This window comes from Dysgonomonas hofstadii (assembly GCF_014196915.1).
Classification (GTDB): domain Bacteria; phylum Bacteroidota; class Bacteroidia; order Bacteroidales; family Dysgonomonadaceae; genus Dysgonomonas; species Dysgonomonas hofstadii.
Genome location: NZ_JACIEP010000007.1, coordinates 238,107 through 255,354 on the forward strand (window position 1 = coordinate 238,107; position 17,248 = coordinate 255,354).

Annotated in this window: 13 protein-coding genes and 3 tRNA genes; all 16 read left to right on the top strand. The window is 41.3% G+C overall.

The window, feature by feature from the left end; translation table 11 throughout:
* The first annotated feature begins 177 nt into the window (after positions 1-177).
* The 16 genes from rpsU (at position 178) to GGR21_RS11545 (ending at position 17,248) form a co-directional block, all read left to right on the top strand.
* Positions 178-369, top strand: coding sequence for a 30S ribosomal protein S21 (gene rpsU / locus GGR21_RS11470; protein ID WP_183307368.1), 192 nt, complete (start codon positions 178-180; stop codon positions 367-369).
* A gap of 70 nt (positions 370-439) precedes the next feature.
* Positions 440-1,321 (top strand): tyrosine recombinase XerC, encoded by an 882-nt coding sequence (locus GGR21_RS11475; protein WP_183307399.1) that lies wholly within the window; start codon positions 440-442, stop codon positions 1,319-1,321.
* Between the two features lie 20 nt (positions 1,322-1,341).
* A complete protein-coding gene (gene hpf, locus GGR21_RS11480; RefSeq protein WP_183307369.1) occupies positions 1,342-1,641 on the top strand; it encodes a ribosome hibernation-promoting factor, HPF/YfiA family in 300 nt (99 codons plus the stop codon).
* A 188-nt stretch (positions 1,642-1,829) separates the two neighbouring features.
* A tRNA-Thr gene (locus tag GGR21_RS11485) sits at positions 1,830-1,903 on the top strand.
* A gap of 123 nt (positions 1,904-2,026) precedes the next feature.
* Positions 2,027-2,098 (top strand) — tRNA-Thr (locus tag GGR21_RS11490).
* A gap of 83 nt (positions 2,099-2,181) precedes the next feature.
* Positions 2,182-3,369 (top strand): elongation factor Tu, encoded by a 1,188-nt coding sequence (tuf, locus tag GGR21_RS11495; protein WP_183307370.1) that lies wholly within the window; start codon positions 2,182-2,184, stop codon positions 3,367-3,369.
* A 51-nt stretch (positions 3,370-3,420) separates the two neighbouring features.
* Positions 3,421-3,492 (top strand) — tRNA-Trp (locus GGR21_RS11500).
* A 25-nt stretch (positions 3,493-3,517) separates the two neighbouring features.
* Positions 3,518-3,709: a preprotein translocase subunit SecE gene (secE, locus tag GGR21_RS11505; RefSeq protein WP_183307371.1), complete on the top strand. Its 192-nt coding sequence runs from the start codon at positions 3,518-3,520 to the stop codon at positions 3,707-3,709.
* 15 nt (positions 3,710-3,724) lie between these two features.
* Positions 3,725-4,270: a transcription termination/antitermination protein NusG gene (gene nusG / locus GGR21_RS11510; RefSeq protein WP_183307372.1), complete on the top strand. Its 546-nt coding sequence runs from the start codon at positions 3,725-3,727 to the stop codon at positions 4,268-4,270.
* A gap of 66 nt (positions 4,271-4,336) precedes the next feature.
* Positions 4,337-4,780 (top strand): 50S ribosomal protein L11, encoded by a 444-nt coding sequence (rplK, locus tag GGR21_RS11515; RefSeq protein ID WP_183307373.1) that lies wholly within the window; start codon positions 4,337-4,339, stop codon positions 4,778-4,780.
* A gap of 17 nt (positions 4,781-4,797) precedes the next feature.
* Entirely contained in the window at positions 4,798-5,493 is a 696-nt protein-coding gene (gene rplA / locus GGR21_RS11520) for a 50S ribosomal protein L1 (RefSeq protein ID WP_183307374.1), read from the top strand.
* Between the two features lie 22 nt (positions 5,494-5,515).
* The gene (rplJ, locus tag GGR21_RS11525; protein WP_183307375.1) at positions 5,516-6,028 is read left to right on the top strand and encodes a 50S ribosomal protein L10; all 513 of its coding nucleotides are present in this window, start codon (positions 5,516-5,518) and stop codon (positions 6,026-6,028) included.
* A gap of 46 nt (positions 6,029-6,074) precedes the next feature.
* Positions 6,075-6,449, top strand: coding sequence for a 50S ribosomal protein L7/L12 (gene rplL / locus GGR21_RS11530; protein WP_183307376.1), 375 nt, complete (start codon positions 6,075-6,077; stop codon positions 6,447-6,449).
* Between the two features lie 102 nt (positions 6,450-6,551).
* Positions 6,552-10,367 (top strand): DNA-directed RNA polymerase subunit beta, encoded by a 3,816-nt coding sequence (gene rpoB / locus GGR21_RS11535; RefSeq protein WP_183307377.1) that lies wholly within the window; start codon positions 6,552-6,554, stop codon positions 10,365-10,367.
* Positions 10,368-10,479: 112 nt separating this feature from the next.
* Positions 10,480-14,763, top strand: coding sequence for a DNA-directed RNA polymerase subunit beta' (rpoC, locus tag GGR21_RS11540; protein WP_183307378.1), 4,284 nt, complete (start codon positions 10,480-10,482; stop codon positions 14,761-14,763).
* 223 nt (positions 14,764-14,986) lie between these two features.
* Positions 14,987-17,248, top strand: coding sequence for a GH92 family glycosyl hydrolase (locus GGR21_RS11545; RefSeq protein ID WP_183307379.1), 2,262 nt, complete (start codon positions 14,987-14,989; stop codon positions 17,246-17,248).

Sequence of the window (17,248 nt, forward strand, 5' to 3'; positions counted from 1 at the left end):
TTTGATGATCTTTTGAACAATACATATGAAGATAATATGCTAAATGCGGCGAATGATGCCGTGTTCGAAAGATTCATTATATTTAAATCCATCCGCTAGAAGAAAGTTTAGCCGGTAGTTTCTCCGGCAATAAAGAAAGAATTAAACAACAAAAAAAATAAAAACAAAATTTCAGTTATGATCATTGTACCATTAAAAGAAGGCGAAAATATTGAAAAAGCCCTAAAAAAATTTAAAAGAAAATACGAAAAAACAGGTGTTGTAAAAGAACTAAGAAGACGTCAGGAGTTTCGTAAACCGTCTGTAGTAAAAAGAGAGCAAAAATTGCATGCAATATATGTGCAGGCAATGCACCGTTCGGAAGATTAATAAAAGTATTGTCTTTTTCGCATAATATTATTAACTTCGTCATTCAGGATTATAACTCGGGTGAATGATGATGTTAATTGAGAAATATATCAATTATCTCCGTTATGAAAAGAATTATTCTTTACATACGGAGATTTCTTATTCTAGAGACCTTGCCCAGTTCTCCGATTTTCTGGGGATTCACTTCCCTGACGTAAATTTGCAATCTGTTGATAATGACATTATACGTATGTGGGTAGTGTCACTGATGGAGAATAAGATGTCGCCACGATCGGTAAATCGTAAACTTAGTACACTGAAGTCATTTTATAAATACTTGTTGCGTATTGGTGAGATGACTATTAATCCCGTGAAAAAAGTAGTTGGTCCCAGGATATCCAAGCCACTACCCGCTTTTGTGAATAATGCGGATATGGATAAAATTCTGGATAATGCCATGGATAACGATACCTTTGAAGGGGTTCGCAATCATCTGATGATAGAGTTGTTCTATGTTACAGGTATGCGCCGGGCTGAGTTGCTGGGTTTAAAAGATACAGATGTAGACTTCTATACTAAAACAATACAGGTTACAGGAAAACGGAATAAACAAAGACTGATTCCAATCAGTGATAATACCAAGGAACTAATAGAGAAATATATAGAAATAAGGAATAACGAAATACAAAACCAATCAGGTTACTTGTTTGTTAAAGAGAATGGAGGGCAGCTTTATCCCATGCTGGTTCATCGTATAGTAACGGCAAATATGAAACAGGTTTCCACACTAGCCAAAACCAGCCCGCATGTGCTTCGGCACACTTTTGCTACCAGTATGCTCAATAACGGCGCCGATATTAATGCTGTAAAAGAGATATTAGGTCACTCAAGCCTTGCGGCAACAGAGATATATACGCACACTTCATTTGAAGAGCTTAAAAAGATTTATAACAAGGCTCATCCAAGAGCCTAAAAGTAAAAGGAGGAAGTATTATGAACATCGCGATTCAATCATTGCATTTTGATGCATCGGCTAATCTAAAGGAATTCATTGAGAAAAAATTATCAAAGCTGGACAAGTTTTCGGATCAGATTGTAGATGCCGAAGTTATCCTTAAAGTAGTAAAGCCTGAGACGGCTAACAATAAGGAGGCATCTATAAAGTTGAATATTAAAAACGGAGAGCTTTTTGCCAATAAAACGGCAGATACATTCGAGGAAGCTGTGATGCAGGGTATAGAAGCTCTTGAAAAGCAGGTTTTAAAAGTAAAGGAAAAGACCCAGGTGAAATAATACTAAAGGTAATAATATAAAAATACAGGTAAATCCCTCTGTCTCCCAAAGGATAGAGGGATTTTGAAACGAAAGAAAAAACACGAAAAAATAAATAGATAAAGTGTTGCTATTCTAAAAAATAATTTCTAATTTTGTCGCCGTTTCGCTATTAAAAAGCGGTAATAGCGGCAAAATTAGATTTTTATGCCTCTTTAGCTCAGCTGGCCAGAGCACGTGATTTGTAATCTCGGGGTCGTTGGTTCGAATCCGACAAGAGGCTCAGGTATAAGAATAAGAAGCCCTGAAACCTTATAAGGTCTAGTGATTTTAAGATTCAGGCTTCAATCTTTTTTTTTCTATAAGATACCTAGTAATTAGGTGTTGCGATGAATAAAAGATTTATGCCAATGTAGCTCAGTGGTAGAGCACTTCCTTGGTAAGGAAGAGGTCACGGGTTCAAATCCCGTCATGGGCTCAAAGCTATAAACACTTGGTGCAGCAATAATGTTGATTCGATAGAATTAAATAAATATATTAACTAATAATAGAAGATTAATTATGGCAAAAGAACATTTTAACCGGGCGAAACCGCACGTAAATATCGGTACAATCGGTCACGTTGACCATGGTAAAACTACCCTGACAGCTGCTATTACAAAAGTATTGGCTGATGCAGGTCTTTCTGAAGCTCGTTCATTCGATTCTATCGACAACGCTCCTGAAGAAAAAGAACGTGGTATAACAATCAATACTTCACACGTAGAATACGAAACAGCTAACCGTCACTATGCACACGTTGACTGTCCGGGTCACGCCGACTATGTGAAAAACATGGTTACTGGTGCTGCTCAGATGGACGGAGCTATCATCGTAGTTGCTGCTACTGATGGTCCGATGCCTCAAACTCGCGAACACATCCTTCTGGCACGTCAGGTAAACGTACCTAAGTTGGTTGTTTTCATGAACAAATGTGATATCGTTGAAGATGAAGAAATGTTGGAGCTTGTTGAATTGGAAATGAGAGAACTTCTTTCATTCTATGAATTCGACGGAGACAACACTCCGGTTATCCGTGGATCTGCTCTTGGAGCATTGAACGGTGTTGAGCCTTGGGTTAGCCAGGTATTGGAGCTGATGAATGCTGTTGATACATGGATTCCGCTTCCTCCACGCGATGTTGACAAACCATTCTTGATGCCGGTTGAAGACGTGTTCTCTATCACAGGTCGTGGTACAGTGGCAACAGGTCGTATCGAAACTGGTAAAATCAAAACTGGTGAAGAAGTTCAAATTATTGGTCTTGGATCAGAAAACAAAAAATCAGTTGTTACAGGAGTAGAAATGTTCCGTAAGATACTTGATGACGGACAAGCCGGTGATAACGTAGGTCTTCTTCTCCGTGGTATCGATAAAGACGAAATCAAACGTGGTATGGTGATCACTCACCCGGGGAAAGTAACTCCTCACACTCGTTTCAAAGCTGAGGTGTATATCCTGAAAAAAGAAGAAGGTGGTCGTCACACTCCATTCCATAACAAATATCGTCCTCAGTTCTACATCCGTACATTGGACGTAACAGGAGAAATCACACTTCCTGAAGGAACAGATATGGTTATGCCTGGTGATAACTTGACTATCACAGTTGAACTTATCTACCCGGTAGCATGTAGTGTAGGTCTTCGTTTCGCTATCCGCGAAGGTGGACGTACAGTAGGTGCAGGACAGATCACAGAAATTGTTGACTAACCATCAATAAAATAATAAAAAGTCGGTTTGCAATATAACCGGCTTTAATTTACGGGCGTAGTTCAGTGGTAGAGCGTTGGTCTCCAAAACCAAATGTCGGGAGTTCGAATCTCTCCGCCCGTGCATTAAAAAAACTCAATAAGGAGTAATGAAAAAGATAATTAACTATATTAAGGATTCTTATAACGAACTTGTACACAAGGTTTCTTGGCCTTCTCGTGCAGAATTGACAAATAGTGCTGTTATTGTTATGATCGCTTCCATTATTATGGCATTAGTAGTATGGGGTGTCGATTCGGCGTTCGAAAACTTGATCAAGAAAGTTTTCTACGGTCTTTAATTTTTATCAAAAGCTATGACTGAAATCGAAAAGAAATGGTACGTACTACGTGCCGTTAGTGGAAAAGAAAATAAAGTCAAAGAGTATCTTGAAGCTGAGATAAAGAAAACTGACTTAGGGAAGTACATCTCTCAAGTTCTTATTCCTACAGAAAAGACTTATATTATGCGTAACGGAAAGAAAGTTCTTAAAGAAAGAGCTTACCTTCCCGGCTACATATTGATTGAGGCTGCTCTTGTAGGAGAAGTTATTCATGAACTGCGCAACATTAATTTTGTTGCCGGATTCCTGCCAAATACTACCAATCCTCAACCATTGAGCCAGTCCGAAGTAAACCGGATATTAGGTACGATGGACGAGTTGGAAGACCAGGAGGTAGGCATGGATGTTCAATACTTCGTAGGAGAAAACGTAAAGGTAACAAACGGACCTTTCTCGGGCTTCTCGGGTGTAATTGAAGAAGTGAACACAGAGAAAAAGAAACTGAAAGTGATGGTGAAAATATTCGGACGGAAAACTCCGCTCGAATTGAACTACATGCAAGTCGAAAAAGAGCAGTAAGATTGGTTACGCAGTCCCAATGTTCAAATCTTAAGTTTTAAAATAAAACTAAAATCAGAAACAAAAATGGCTAAAGAAATTGCTGGACAATTAAAATTACAGATTAAAGGCGGTGCAGCAAATCCATCTCCTCCCGTTGGGCCTGCTTTAGGTTCTAAAGGGATCAATATTATGGATTTCTGTAAGCAATTTAATGCCAGAACTCAAGACAAGGCAGGGAAAGTATTACCTGTTGTAATTACTTACTATGCCGATAAGTCATTTGATTTCGTTGTAAAACAACCACCTGTAGCTATTCAATTACTTGAAGCAGCCAAACAAAAAAGTGGATCGGCCGAACCTAACCGTAAGAAAGTAGCAGAGATTACCTGGGATCAGGTGAAAGCTATTGCTGAAGACAAAATGGTAGACCTGAACTGTTTTACAATCGAGTCAGCCATGAGAATGGTTGCTGGTACAGCAAGAAGTATGGGTATTACCGTAAAAGGGGCTTTCCCTGAAAATAATTAATTAAAACTTCAATTGAAATGGGTAAACTTACAAAAAATCAAAAGTTAGCTTTCAGCAAAATTGAAGCAGGGAAACTTTACACATTAAGCGAAGCTTCGGCTCTCGTAAAAGAGATTACAACAAGCAAATTCGACGCATCTGTCGATTTGGATGTTCGCCTAGGTGTAGACCCACGTAAAGCTAACCAGATGGTGAGGGGTGTAGTATCCCTTCCTCATGGAACAGGAAAACAGGTAAGAGTTTTGGTATTGTGTTCGCCGGATGCAGAAGCTGCTGCTAAAGAAGCCGGAGCTGACTATGTAGGTCTGGATGAATATATTGAAAAAATAAAAGGTGGCTGGACTGATATTGATGTGATCATCACTCAACCTGCCATCATGGGTAAAATAGGAGCTTTGGGACGTGTTTTAGGGCCTCGTGGTCTAATGCCGAATCCTAAGAGCGGAACAGTGACTATGGATGTTGCGAAAGCTGTAACAGAGGTTAAGGCCGGTAAGATCGACTTTAAGGTAGACAAAGCAGGTATCATACACGCTTCTGTCGGTAAAGTATCTTTCACTCCTGATCAGATTAAAGATAATGCGAGAGAATTTATAGCTACGCTTATCAAACTGAAACCAACTGCGGCTAAAGGAACATATGTGAAAAGTGTTTGTCTTTCAAGTACTATGAGTCCGGGTATTAAAATCGACCCTAAATCAGTAGAAAATTAATCGAAAAATTGACTGAAACATTATGAGAAAGGAAGATAAAAGCACTATCATAGACACTATAGCTTCAACAATTAAAGGCTACAGTAATTTCTATCTTACAAACATTGAGACTCTTAATTCAGCTAAAACCAGCGAATTGAGAAGAGAATGTGCTAAGCAGGAAATCAAGCTGATGGTTGTTAAAAATACTTTGCTGAAAAAAGCATTGGAGTCACTTGACGGGGATTTCTCTGAGCTGGACGCTGCTCTTAAAGGAAATACAGCAATCATGTTCTCCAATACAGCTAATGCACCTGCAAAGTTGATAGCTAAGTATAAAAAAGAAGGTATACCTGCATTGAAAGCTGCTTATGTACAAGAAAGCTTCTACGTAGGTGCTGAGAACCTGACAGCGCTTGAAAACATCAAAAGCCGTGACGAACTTATCGGCGATGTTATCATGTTGCTTCAATCTCCGGCCAAGAATGTTATCTCTGCCCTTCAATCGGGAGGAAATACTATTCACGGCGTGTTAGAAACATTATCTAAAAGATAATACAATTTAAACAAAAAGAATAATAACAATTTTAATTTATACAAAAATGGCAGATATCAAAGCTATTGCAGAACAACTAGTAAATTTGACAGTAAAAGAAGTAAGCGAGTTAGCTGAAGTTCTAAAAACTGAATACGGAATCGAACCAGCTGCTGCTGCTGTTGCAGTTGCTGCGGGACCAGCTGCTGCTGCTGAGGCAGTAGAGGAAAAAACATCATTCGATGTAATCCTTAAATCTGCTGGTGCAAACAAATTGCAGGTTGTTAAAGCTGTAAAAGAACTTACAGGACTTGGTTTGAAAGAGGCTAAAGACGTAGTGGACGCTGCTCCTAGCGAACTGAAAAAAGGAGTAACTAAAGACGAAGCTGACGCATTGAAAAAACAACTAGAAGAGACTGGAGCCGAAGTTGAACTTAAGTAAGATAGCCCTGTAAAAAGGATATTTGGTTAGGAACCTTTATAAAAAAAGGTTCTTAACCTTTTTGCGTCAAAAGTAATAAGTTCAAATCAAATTGGTTAATCCATGTCTGCAACAACAAATACAAATCAAAGAATCAATTTTGCTTCAATAAAAAATCCACTTCCTTATCCGGATTTTCTTGAAGTTCAATTAAAGTCGTTCCGCGACTTTCTACAACTTGATACTCCTCCCGAAAAGAGGAAAAACGAAGGGTTGTATAAAGTTTTTGCCGAAAACTTTCCTATAGCTGATACACGAAACAACTTTGTATTAGAGTTTCTGGACTATTTTATCGATCCCCCACGTTACACCATCGAAGAGTGTATCGAAAGAGGATTGACCTATAGCGTTCCTTTGAAAGCTAAGCTAAAACTCTATTGCACCGACCCTGATCATGAAGATTTTGATACAGTTATCCAGGACGTATACCTGGGACTGATTCCATATATGACAGACAAAGGTACCTTTGTCATCAATGGAGCAGAACGTGTGGTTGTGTCCCAATTGCACCGTTCACCGGGTGTATTCTTCGGACAGACAATGCATGCCAATGGTACAAAACTGTACTCGGCGCGTATTATTCCGTTCAAAGGATCGTGGATCGAATTTGCGACAGACATCAACAATGTCATGTATGCATATATCGACCGTAAGAAAAAATTGCCGGTAACAACTCTGCTTCGCGCTATCGGATTCGAGAGCGACCGTGATATCCTCGAAATATTCGACCTGGCCGAAGAGGTAAAGGTCTCTAAAGCAAATATCAAAAAAGTCTTAGGACGTAAGCTGGCTGCCAGAATACTACGCACATGGATGGAAGACTTCGTGGATGAAGATACCGGAGAGGTAACATCAATCGAGCGTAATGAAGTAATCCTTGAACGTGAAACTATTCTGGAAAAGGATCACCTTGATCTTATAGTAGATTCGGGTGTATCTTCAATCCTGCTTCACAAAGAGACTCATCAGTTATCAGACTATGCGATTATTTACAATACATTGCAGAAAGACCCAAGTAACTCTGAAATTGATGCGGTTCGGCATATCTATCGTCAGTTGCGGAGCGCAGAGCCTGCGGACGATACCAGTGCACGCGAGGTAATCAATAACCTGTTCTTCTCAGAAAAACGTTACGATCTGGGAGAAGTTGGGCGTTACAGACTGAATAAGAAATTAGGTCTGAACACTGATACTGAAATACGTGTATTGACAAAAGAAGATATCATAGAGATCATAAAATACCTTATAGAGTTGATCAACTCGAAAGCTATTGTTGATGATATCGACCACTTGAGCAACCGTCGTGTTCGTACAGTCGGAGAACAGCTGTTCAACCAATTTGGAGTTGGTCTTAACCGTATGGCACGTATTATCCGCGAAAGAATGAATGTTCGCGACAATGAGGTATTTACACCGATCGACCTGATCAATGCGAAAACGATCTCATCTGTTGTTAATACATTCTTCGGAACGAATGCTTTGTCTCAGTTTATGGATCAGACGAATCCGCTGGCTGAGATTACTCATAAACGCCGTATGTCAGCCCTCGGGCCTGGTGGACTTTCCCGTGAAAGAGCCGGATTCGAAGTGCGTGACGTTCACTATACTCACTATGGACGTCTTTGTCCGATAGAAACACCGGAAGGACCAAATATCGGTTTGATCTCCTCCCTTTGCGTATATGCTAAAATTAATGATTTAGGGTTTATCGAGACTCCTTACCGTAAGGTAGCTGACAAAAAGGTTGACCTATCGGAAAACGGAATCGTTTATCTTGCGGCAGAGGAAGAAGAAGACAGGCTTATTGCACAGGGAAATGCTCCGTTGAATGACGATGGAACATTTATCCGTACTCGCGTGAAAGCTCGTCAGGATGCTGATTATCCGGTAGTAGGACCAGAAGAAATCGAACTAATGGACGTGTCGCCTACTCAGATTGCTTCTATCGCTGCTTCATTGATTCCGTTCCTTGAGCATGACGACGCCAACCGTGCCCTGATGGGATCGAATATGATGCGTCAGGCAGTTCCGTTGATGCGTACCGAGGCTCCTATTATAGGAACAGGTATCGAAGGTCAGCTGATCCGCGACTCTCGTACACAGATTGTTGCCGAAGGAGCCGGAGAGGTGGTATATGTGGATGCCGATACTATTAAGATTAAATATGACCGTACTGCTGACGAAGACTTTGTTGCCTTCGACGATGCAGTGAAAACATATTCAATTCCGAAATTCAGGAAAACCAACCAGAATACAACAATTGACCTGCGGCCTATTTGCCATAAAGGAGACAGGGTTGTTTTGGATCAGATCCTGACAGAAGGTTATTCGACTGAAAAAGGAGAACTTGCTATTGGTAAGAATCTGAAAGTGGCTTTCATGCCTTGGAAAGGATACAACTTTGAGGATGCGATCGTATTGAACGAACGTATCGTCCGCGAAGATATATTCACATCTGTACATGTGGAAGAGTTCGCCCTCGAAGTGCGTGATACAAAACGTGGTGTAGAAGAATTGACTTCCGATATACCGAACGTTAGTGAAGATGCCACAAAAGACCTGGATGAAAGAGGTATCATCCGTATCGGAGCACGTGTTAATCCGGGAGATATACTGATAGGTAAGATCACACCGAAAGGTGAATCGGACCCTTCTCCGGAAGAAAAACTGCTTCGTGCTATCTTCGGTGATAAAGCCGGTGATGTGAAAGATGCATCTTTAAAAGCTTCACCTTCATTGAAAGGAGTAGTTATAGGAACAAACCTGTTCTCAAAAGCTGCCAAAAAAGGAAAAACAAAACTTTCTAGCAAAGCGTTGCTTCCTAAGCTTGATGAAGAGTATGAAGAAAAGATGGCTAAGCTAAAATCGGTGTTGGTTGATAAAATACTGGTACTGGCAGATGGCAAGACATCTCAGGGTGTTAAGGATTATCTGAATGTGGATATTATTGCCAAGGGCTCTAAATTTACGAAGAGTGCACTTGACAGTATCGATTACGAAACTATACAGGTTAGTAACTGGACTTCAGACGAACATAAGAATGGCCTGATACGTGATGTTATCGTAAATTATCTGCGTAAATATAAAGAACTGGATGCAGAACTGAAACGTAAACGTTTCGACCTGACTATCGGTGATGAGCTTCCTTCAGGTATCGTACAGATTGCCAAAGTTTATGTGGCCAAGAAACGTAAGATACAGGTAGGTGATAAAATGGCCGGACGTCACGGTAACAAAGGTATTGTTTCACGTATTGTGCGTCAGGAAGATATGCCGTTCTTGCCGGACGGAACCCCTGTAGATATCGTATTGAATCCACTGGGTGTGCCTTCTCGTATGAACCTTGGACAGATTTTCGAAACTGTACTTGGTTGGGCAGGTAAAGAACTTGGTGTGAAATTTGCTACTCCTATCTTTGACGGGGCAAGCCTTGATGATCTGAACGAATGGACAGATAAAGCAGGAGTGCCACGTTATGGTAAAGTTCGTCTTTTTGATGGAGGTACAGGAGACCGTTTCGACCAGCATGCTACAGTAGGTATTATATATATGCTGAAACTGGGACACATGGTTGAAGACAAGATGCACGCACGTTCAATCGGTCCTTATTCACTTATTACGCAACAGCCTCTTGGAGGTAAGGCGCAGTTCGGAGGACAACGTTTTGGAGAGATGGAGGTTTGGGCACTCGAAGCATTCGGTGCGGCTCATATACTGAGAGAAATCCTGACCATCAAATCGGACGACGTTGTTGGACGTTCCAAAGCTTATGAAGCAATCGTTAAAGGTGAACCAATGCCACAACCGGGTATTCCAGAATCATTGAACGTATTACTTCACGAAATGCGTGGTCTGGGACTAAGCGTATCTCTCGATTAAAAAACAATAAAGGCCTCCCCAACCCCTCCAAAGGAGGGGCTTAGACTCCTCCCCTTGGGGAGGTTGGGAGGGGCCGCTATTATAAATAACTCTTTATACACAATATAAGTATATGGCTTTTAGAAAAGAAAATAAAGTAAAGAGTAGCTTTTCAAAAATAACCGTTAGTCTTGCATCCCCTGAAGAAATTCTGGAAGCATCGAGCGGTGAAGTTTTGAAACCCGAAACAATCAACTATCGTACTTACAAACCAGAACGTGACGGACTTTTTTGCGAACGTATATTCGGCCCTGTAAAGGATTATGAATGTCATTGCGGTAAATACAAAAGAATCCGTTATAAAGGTATTGTCTGCGACCGTTGCGGGGTAGAAGTAACAGAAAAGAAAGTTCGCCGCGAACGTACAGGACATATTCATCTTGTGGTTCCGGTAGCTCATATCTGGTATTTCCGTTCTCTTCCTAATAAAATGGGTTATCTATTAGGAATTCCTACAAAGAAGCTTGATTCGATCATTTACTACGAACGTTATGTGGTAATTCAATCGGGTATTGCAATAGAAGAGGGAATCGCAGAAAAAGATCTTCTTACAGAAGAAGAATATCTGAATATCCTTGATAAGCTTCCTAAAGAAAATCAGTTATTAGATGACAGCGATCCGAACAAGTTCATCGCTAAAATGGGAGCTGAAGCTGTTTACGATTTGTTGTCACGTATCAATCTTGACTCACTGGCGAATACACTTCGCCATAAGGCAAGTACCGATACTTCACAACAACGTAAGAATGAAGCTTTGAAACAACTTCAGGTTGTGGAAGCGTTCCGCGGATCGAAAGGTAAGAATAAACCGGAATGGATGATCGTTAAGATCGTTCCTGTGATTCCACCAGAACTTCGTCCGCTTGTTCCACTTGATGGAGGACGTTTTGCAACTTCGGACTTGAATGACTTATACCGTCGTGTAATTATACGTAACAACCGTCTGAAAAGACTTATCGATATCAAAGCTCCGGAAGTAATCCTACGTAACGAAAAACGTATGCTTCAGGAAGCTGTGGATTCATTGTTTGACAACTCGCGTAAATCAAGTGCAGTTAAAACTGATGCCAACCGTCCGTTGAAATCCCTTTCCGATAGTTTGAAAGGTAAGCAGGGGCGTTTCCGTCAGAACTTGCTGGGTAAACGTGTAGACTATTCGGCTCGTTCGGTAATCGTCGTTGGCCCTGAATTGAAGATGCACGAATGTGGTATTCCTCAGGATATGGCTGCCGAGCTCTACAAGCCGTTTATCATCCGTAAGTTGATCGAGCGTGGAATCGTTAAGACAGTAAAATCAGCAAAGAAAATAGTAGACCGTAAAGAGCCTGTTGTATGGGATATCCTTGAACATGTAATGAAAGGACACCCTGTGTTGCTCAACCGTGCCCCTACTCTTCACCGTTTGGGTATTCAGGCATTCCAGCCGAAGATGATCGGTGGTAAAGCTATTCAGTTGCACCCGTTATCATGTACGGCGTTCAATGCCGACTTCGACGGTGACCAGATGGCTGTTCACTTACCGTTAGGTAACGAAGCAATTCTTGAAGCTCAGATGCTGATGCTAGCATCTCACAATATCTTGAATCCTGCCAATGGAGCTCCTATTACAGTACCTTCACAAGACATGGTTCTGGGATTGTACTATATCACGAAATCACGTAAAGGTGCTAAAGGTGAAGGTTTGACTTTTTATGGACCGGAGGAAGCGGTCATCGCTTACAATGAGGGGAAAGTAGATATACATGCCCTTGTTAAGGTGTATGTGAAAGACCTTGATGAAAACGGAAATATTGTTGACGTGATGCGTGAGACTACAGTCGGTCGTGTTATGATCAACGAAATAGTTCCTTATGAAGTCGGTTATATAAACGAAGTATTGTCAAAGAAATCACTTCGTGACATCATCGGTAACGTAATCAAAACTGTAGGGGTTGCCCGTACTGCACAGTTCCTTGACGATATCAAGGATCTTGGTTATACAATGGCGTTCCGGGGAGGATTGTCGTTCAATCTTGAAGATGTGATCATTCCTGCAGAAAAAGACGAGCTTGTTTTACAAGGTTACGACGAAGTTGAGCAGATAATGAATAACTATAACATGGGATTCATTACCTACAACGAACGTTACAACCAGATCATCGATACATGGACACACGTTAACTCCAGATTGTCTAATATTCTGATGAAGCAATTATCGGAAGATAATCAGGGATTTAATTCTGTGTACATGATGTTGGATTCTGGAGCCCGTGGTTCGAAAGAACAGATTCGCCAGCTATCGGGTATGCGTGGATTGATGGCAAAACCTCAAAAGAGTGGGGCTGAAGGTGGTCAGATTATTGAAAACCCTATCCTTTCCAACTTTAAAGAAGGCTTGTCAGTGTTGGAGTATTTTATCTCTACCCACGGTGCTCGTAAAGGTCTTGCCGATACGGCTTTGAAAACAGCCGACGCCGGATATCTGACACGTCGTCTGGTAGACGTTTCTCAGGATGTTATCATCAATGAGGAAGACTGTGGAACTCTTCGCGGACTTGTTTGTACAGAGTTGAAAAACAACGAAGAAGTTGTTGCTTCACTATACGAACGTATATTAGGACGTGTCTCTGTTCACGATATACAACATCCTTTAACAGGAGAAGTAATTGTGAAATCCGGAGATGAAATCAAGGAAGATGAGGCTAACGCGATACAAAATTCTCCTATTGAAAGTGTAGAAATACGTTCGGTATTAACCTGTGAATCGAAGAAAGGCGTTTGTGCAAAATGTTACGGACGTAATCTTGCCACAGGACGCATGGTTCAGAGAGGAGAGGCCGTGGGAGTTATTGCTGCACAGTCGATCGGGGAACCGGGTACACAGTTGACACTTCGTACATTCCACGTTGGGGGTATCGCTTCCAATATTGCTGCCGAAAGTAGCGTAGCGGCTAAATATGACGGGGTACTGGAAATTGATGATTTGCGCACAGTAGATGTAATAGATGAAAGTGGTAAAAAAGTACAGATTGTTGTCAGCCGTTTGGTTGAGCTTCGTCTGGTTGATCCTAATACTAAGATCGTATTACTTACTCACAATATACCTTACGGGTCTAAATTGTACTTCAAAGATGGTGCCCGGGTGAAGAAAGATGACCTGATCTGCGAATGGGATCCATTTAATGCAGTTATCATCTCTGAAGCTACCGGACGTATCAAATTTGAAAATGTTATAGAAAATGTAACATACAAAGTTGAATCAGATGAGCAGACCGGTCTGAAAGAAAAGATCATCATTGAATCCCGTGATAAGACTAAAGCGCCTGAAGCCCATATCCTGGATGAAAGCGGTAAGACTATCAAGACTTATTCTCTTCCATTGGGTGCTCATATTGTGAAAGATGATAATGATACGATCAAAGCAGGAGACGTTCTTGTGAAGATACCTCGCGCAGTGGGTAAGGCTGGTGATATCACCGGAGGTCTTCCTCGTGTGACTGAGTTATTCGAGGCTCGTAATCCTTCTAATCCGGCGGTCGTATCTGAAATTGATGGAGAGGTAGCATTTGGTAAGATCAAGCGTGGTAACAGGGAAGTGATCGTTACTTCTAAGCTTGGTGAAGTCAAGAAATATCTTGTTCCTCTTTCAAAACAGATACTGGTACAGGAAAATGACTTTGTGAGAGCAGGTATGCCATTGTCTGACGGGGCTACAACTCCTTCAGATATTCTTGCTATCATGGGACCTACAGCTGTTCAGGAATATATTGTAAACGAAGTACAGGATGTATATCGTCTGCAAGGTGTGAAGATCAACGATAAGCACTTCGAAGTGATTGTGCGTCAGATGATGCGCAAGGTCGAAGTGATCGATCCGGGTGATACACGTTTCCTTGAGCAACAGGTGATCGACAAATATGATGTAATGGAAGAGAATGACAGAATCTGGGGTAAGAAAGTCGTTGTTGACGGCGGTGATTCTGAAACATTCGAGCCTGGTCAGATAGTGACAGCGCGTAAACTGAGAGATGAAAACTCTATGCTAAAACGTAGGGATCTTCGTCCGGTGGAAGTGCGCGATGCTATTCCTGCCACAGCTAACCAGATACTTCAGGGTATTACGCGTGCCGCCCTTCAGACACAAAGCTTTATGTCTGCCGCTTCGTTCCAGGAAACAACAAAAGTACTTAACGATGCAGCTATCAACGCGAAGGTAGACAGACTGGAAGGCCTGAAAGAAAATGTAATCTGCGGACACTTGCTTCCAGCAGGTACAGGCCAGCGCGAATTCGATAAACTTGTTGTAGGGACTAAAGAAGACTTTGACCGTATTGCTGCCACAAGAAAGACAGTAGTGGACTTTGACGCCGTAGAATAAGCAATTATTCTTTTATTATAGTTAAGGAAGAGGAGCGATGTAGTGTCGCTCCTCTTTTGGTTTCACGATAGGCTGTGAGCTCATTGTAATTCACTGCTTGCAATTTGCTATTTCCTTGAGTTTGTCTTACAGTAGCAAAACCATCCTTGCTACTGATTAATAAAATAATTACTTTTGCCCCTATATACATGTAACAACTCATTTTTAGCCGGAATAATCTATAATGAAAAAAGTAATAATCATCGCAGTTTTAGTAGGAACTTTCGTCTCTTTCCAAAAGAATCAGGAAGACTATACCCGGTATGTCAATCCTCTTATCGGAACAGACTTCCAGAAACATTCGAAAGGAGATAAAGAGCCATCAGAGCATAAAGGACAAACCATACCTGCTGTTGGAATTCCCAACGGAATGACCAATTGGGTTGCCCAAACAATTGCGGGTGAAAAGAAATGTAACGCACCGTATTACTATTACCACAATGCAATACAAGGATTTCGTGCAAGCCACTGGCTTAACGGGTCTTGTACTCAGGATTATGGCAGCGTTACCATTATGCCTGTTAGTGGGCGATTGGAAGTAAACGCAGAGAAAAGAGCATCGAAATTCAGCCATGAAAAAGAAATAGCCAGCCCTTATCATTATAGCGTTTTACTGGATAACTATAATATTAAAGCCGATATAACAGGATTGTCCCGTTCGGGTATCATGCAATTCGATTTCCGCGATGCTGAAGACCGTTACATTATTGTAGAGCCTAACAGCGATGAAGGGGAAGGCTTTATTAATATAGATGTCGAGAAAAAAGAGATTACAGGCTATAATCCCGTGCACCGTATCTATCAGGGATGGGGAGAGAGTGCCGGTTTTAGCGGGTACTTCGTTGTTCGCTTCAGTGATTCTTTTTTAGAATTCGGCACATGGAATGATTCTGTCATTTCAAGTAAAAGCACGTCTGTCAAAGGGAGCAAATCAAATGTAGGAGCCTGGGTTAAATTATCATCTGCAACTAAAGGCTCTGTTTCATTGAAGATAGGGACATCCTTTACCAGTATCGAGAACGCACGTCTGAATCTGGAAACTGAAATAGAGAATAAATCATTCGATCAAATAAAAGATGAAAGCGAGTCTGCATGGAATAAAGCTTTGGGGCAGATAAAAGTAGAGGGTGCAGACACTGCCAAACTCATTAAGTTCTATTCTGCTTTGTATTGCTCTCGTTTACTGCCTCGTACCTTTAGCGATGTCAACGGTGCCTATCCCGGCTTTTCGGAAAAATATGTGAATCATAAAGCTGACGGATTTACCTATTATTGTGATTTTTCCATGTGGGATACATATAGGGCTTTGCAGCCGTTACTGACCATTCTTCAACCCGAAATGAATGGAGATATGATGCGTTCATATATCATCAAAGGAAAAACAGGAGGATGGTTGCCTACATTTCCGCTATGGAACAACTATACTGCGGCAATGATCGGCGACCATGGAATTTCCATTATCGGCGATGCCATAATGAAAGAAATCCCCGGTTTCGATTATGAAGAAGCTTATGAGTTGATGCGAAAAAATGCATTCACTGTGAATACCGATCATCAGAGTTATGTAGACGGAAAAGGGCGCCGGGCAATGGAATCATATCTCAGATATGGTTATATTCCATTGGAAGACGGGGTTCCTGATGCTTTCCATAAAAGAGAACAAGTCTCCCGTACACTGGAATATGCTTATGATGATTATGTATTGTCGCAGGTAGCCCGGAAGTTAGGAAAAACAGAAGACTATGAAGTGTTGATCAAAAGAGCCGCAAACTATAAAAATGTAATAGATCCCGAAACCGGTTATGTGCGCGGGCGTTATGCCGATGGACGATGGGTGGAACAGTTCGATCCCTATAAGCCGGAGCCATTTATATGCGAAGGAACTCCTTTTCATTATACATGGTACGTGCCACAAGACGTTGACGGATTACGCAGAGTCTTAGGCAAGGAACGCTTTAGTCAAAGGCTTAATGAGTTTTTCGACAAAGACCATTATTGGCATGGAAATGAACCTGGACATCATATCCCTTATCTTTTTGCAATGACCGGAGAGGCGTGGAAAACGCAGGAATGGGTGCATAAAATAATAGCACGGGAATATTTTATTACCCCCGACGGCCTGAGCGGGAATGATGATGCCGGACAAATGTCTGCATGGTTGGTATTCAGTATGATGGGCTTCTATCCCGTATGTCCGGGTAGCAATCAGTATATATTGGGTAGTCCGAGTTTCGAAAAAACAACCATTTCACTCAACAATAACAACTCTTTCCAGATTGAAGCCAGGAATTTAAGTGACAATAATATATACATACAAAAAGCAGAGCTGAACGGAAAGCCATATAATGAGTATTATATCAGCCACAGTGACATAATAAAGGGTGGAAAATTAGTTCTGGAAATGGGAAATACCCCCAATAAAGAATGGCCAAAGGCTAATCGATAG

Bases quoted from the DNA above. Each gene is read 5' to 3' on its own strand.
- rpsU (WP_183307368.1), top strand. From the start codon at position 178: ATGATCATTGTACCATTAAAAGAAGGCGAAAATATTGAAAAAGCCCTA.
- rpoC (WP_183307378.1), top strand. From the start codon at position 10,480: ATGGCTTTTAGAAAAGAAAATAAAGTAAAGAGTAGCTTTTCAAAAATA.
- rplL (WP_183307376.1), top strand. From the start codon at position 6,075: ATGGCAGATATCAAAGCTATTGCAGAACAACTAGTAAATTTGACAGTA.
- tuf (WP_183307370.1), top strand. From the start codon at position 2,182: ATGGCAAAAGAACATTTTAACCGGGCGAAACCGCACGTAAATATCGGT.
- rplA (WP_183307374.1), top strand. From the start codon at position 4,798: ATGGGTAAACTTACAAAAAATCAAAAGTTAGCTTTCAGCAAAATTGAA.
- nusG (WP_183307372.1), top strand. From the start codon at position 3,725: ATGACTGAAATCGAAAAGAAATGGTACGTACTACGTGCCGTTAGTGGA.
- rplJ (WP_183307375.1), top strand. From the start codon at position 5,516: ATGAGAAAGGAAGATAAAAGCACTATCATAGACACTATAGCTTCAACA.
- rpoB (WP_183307377.1), top strand. From the start codon at position 6,552: ATGTCTGCAACAACAAATACAAATCAAAGAATCAATTTTGCTTCAATA.
- GGR21_RS11475 (WP_183307399.1), top strand. From the start codon at position 440: ATGTTAATTGAGAAATATATCAATTATCTCCGTTATGAAAAGAATTAT.
- rplK (WP_183307373.1), top strand. From the start codon at position 4,337: ATGGCTAAAGAAATTGCTGGACAATTAAAATTACAGATTAAAGGCGGT.
- hpf (WP_183307369.1), top strand. From the start codon at position 1,342: ATGAACATCGCGATTCAATCATTGCATTTTGATGCATCGGCTAATCTA.
- GGR21_RS11545 (WP_183307379.1), top strand. From the start codon at position 14,987: ATGAAAAAAGTAATAATCATCGCAGTTTTAGTAGGAACTTTCGTCTCT.
- secE (WP_183307371.1), top strand. From the start codon at position 3,518: ATGAAAAAGATAATTAACTATATTAAGGATTCTTATAACGAACTTGTA.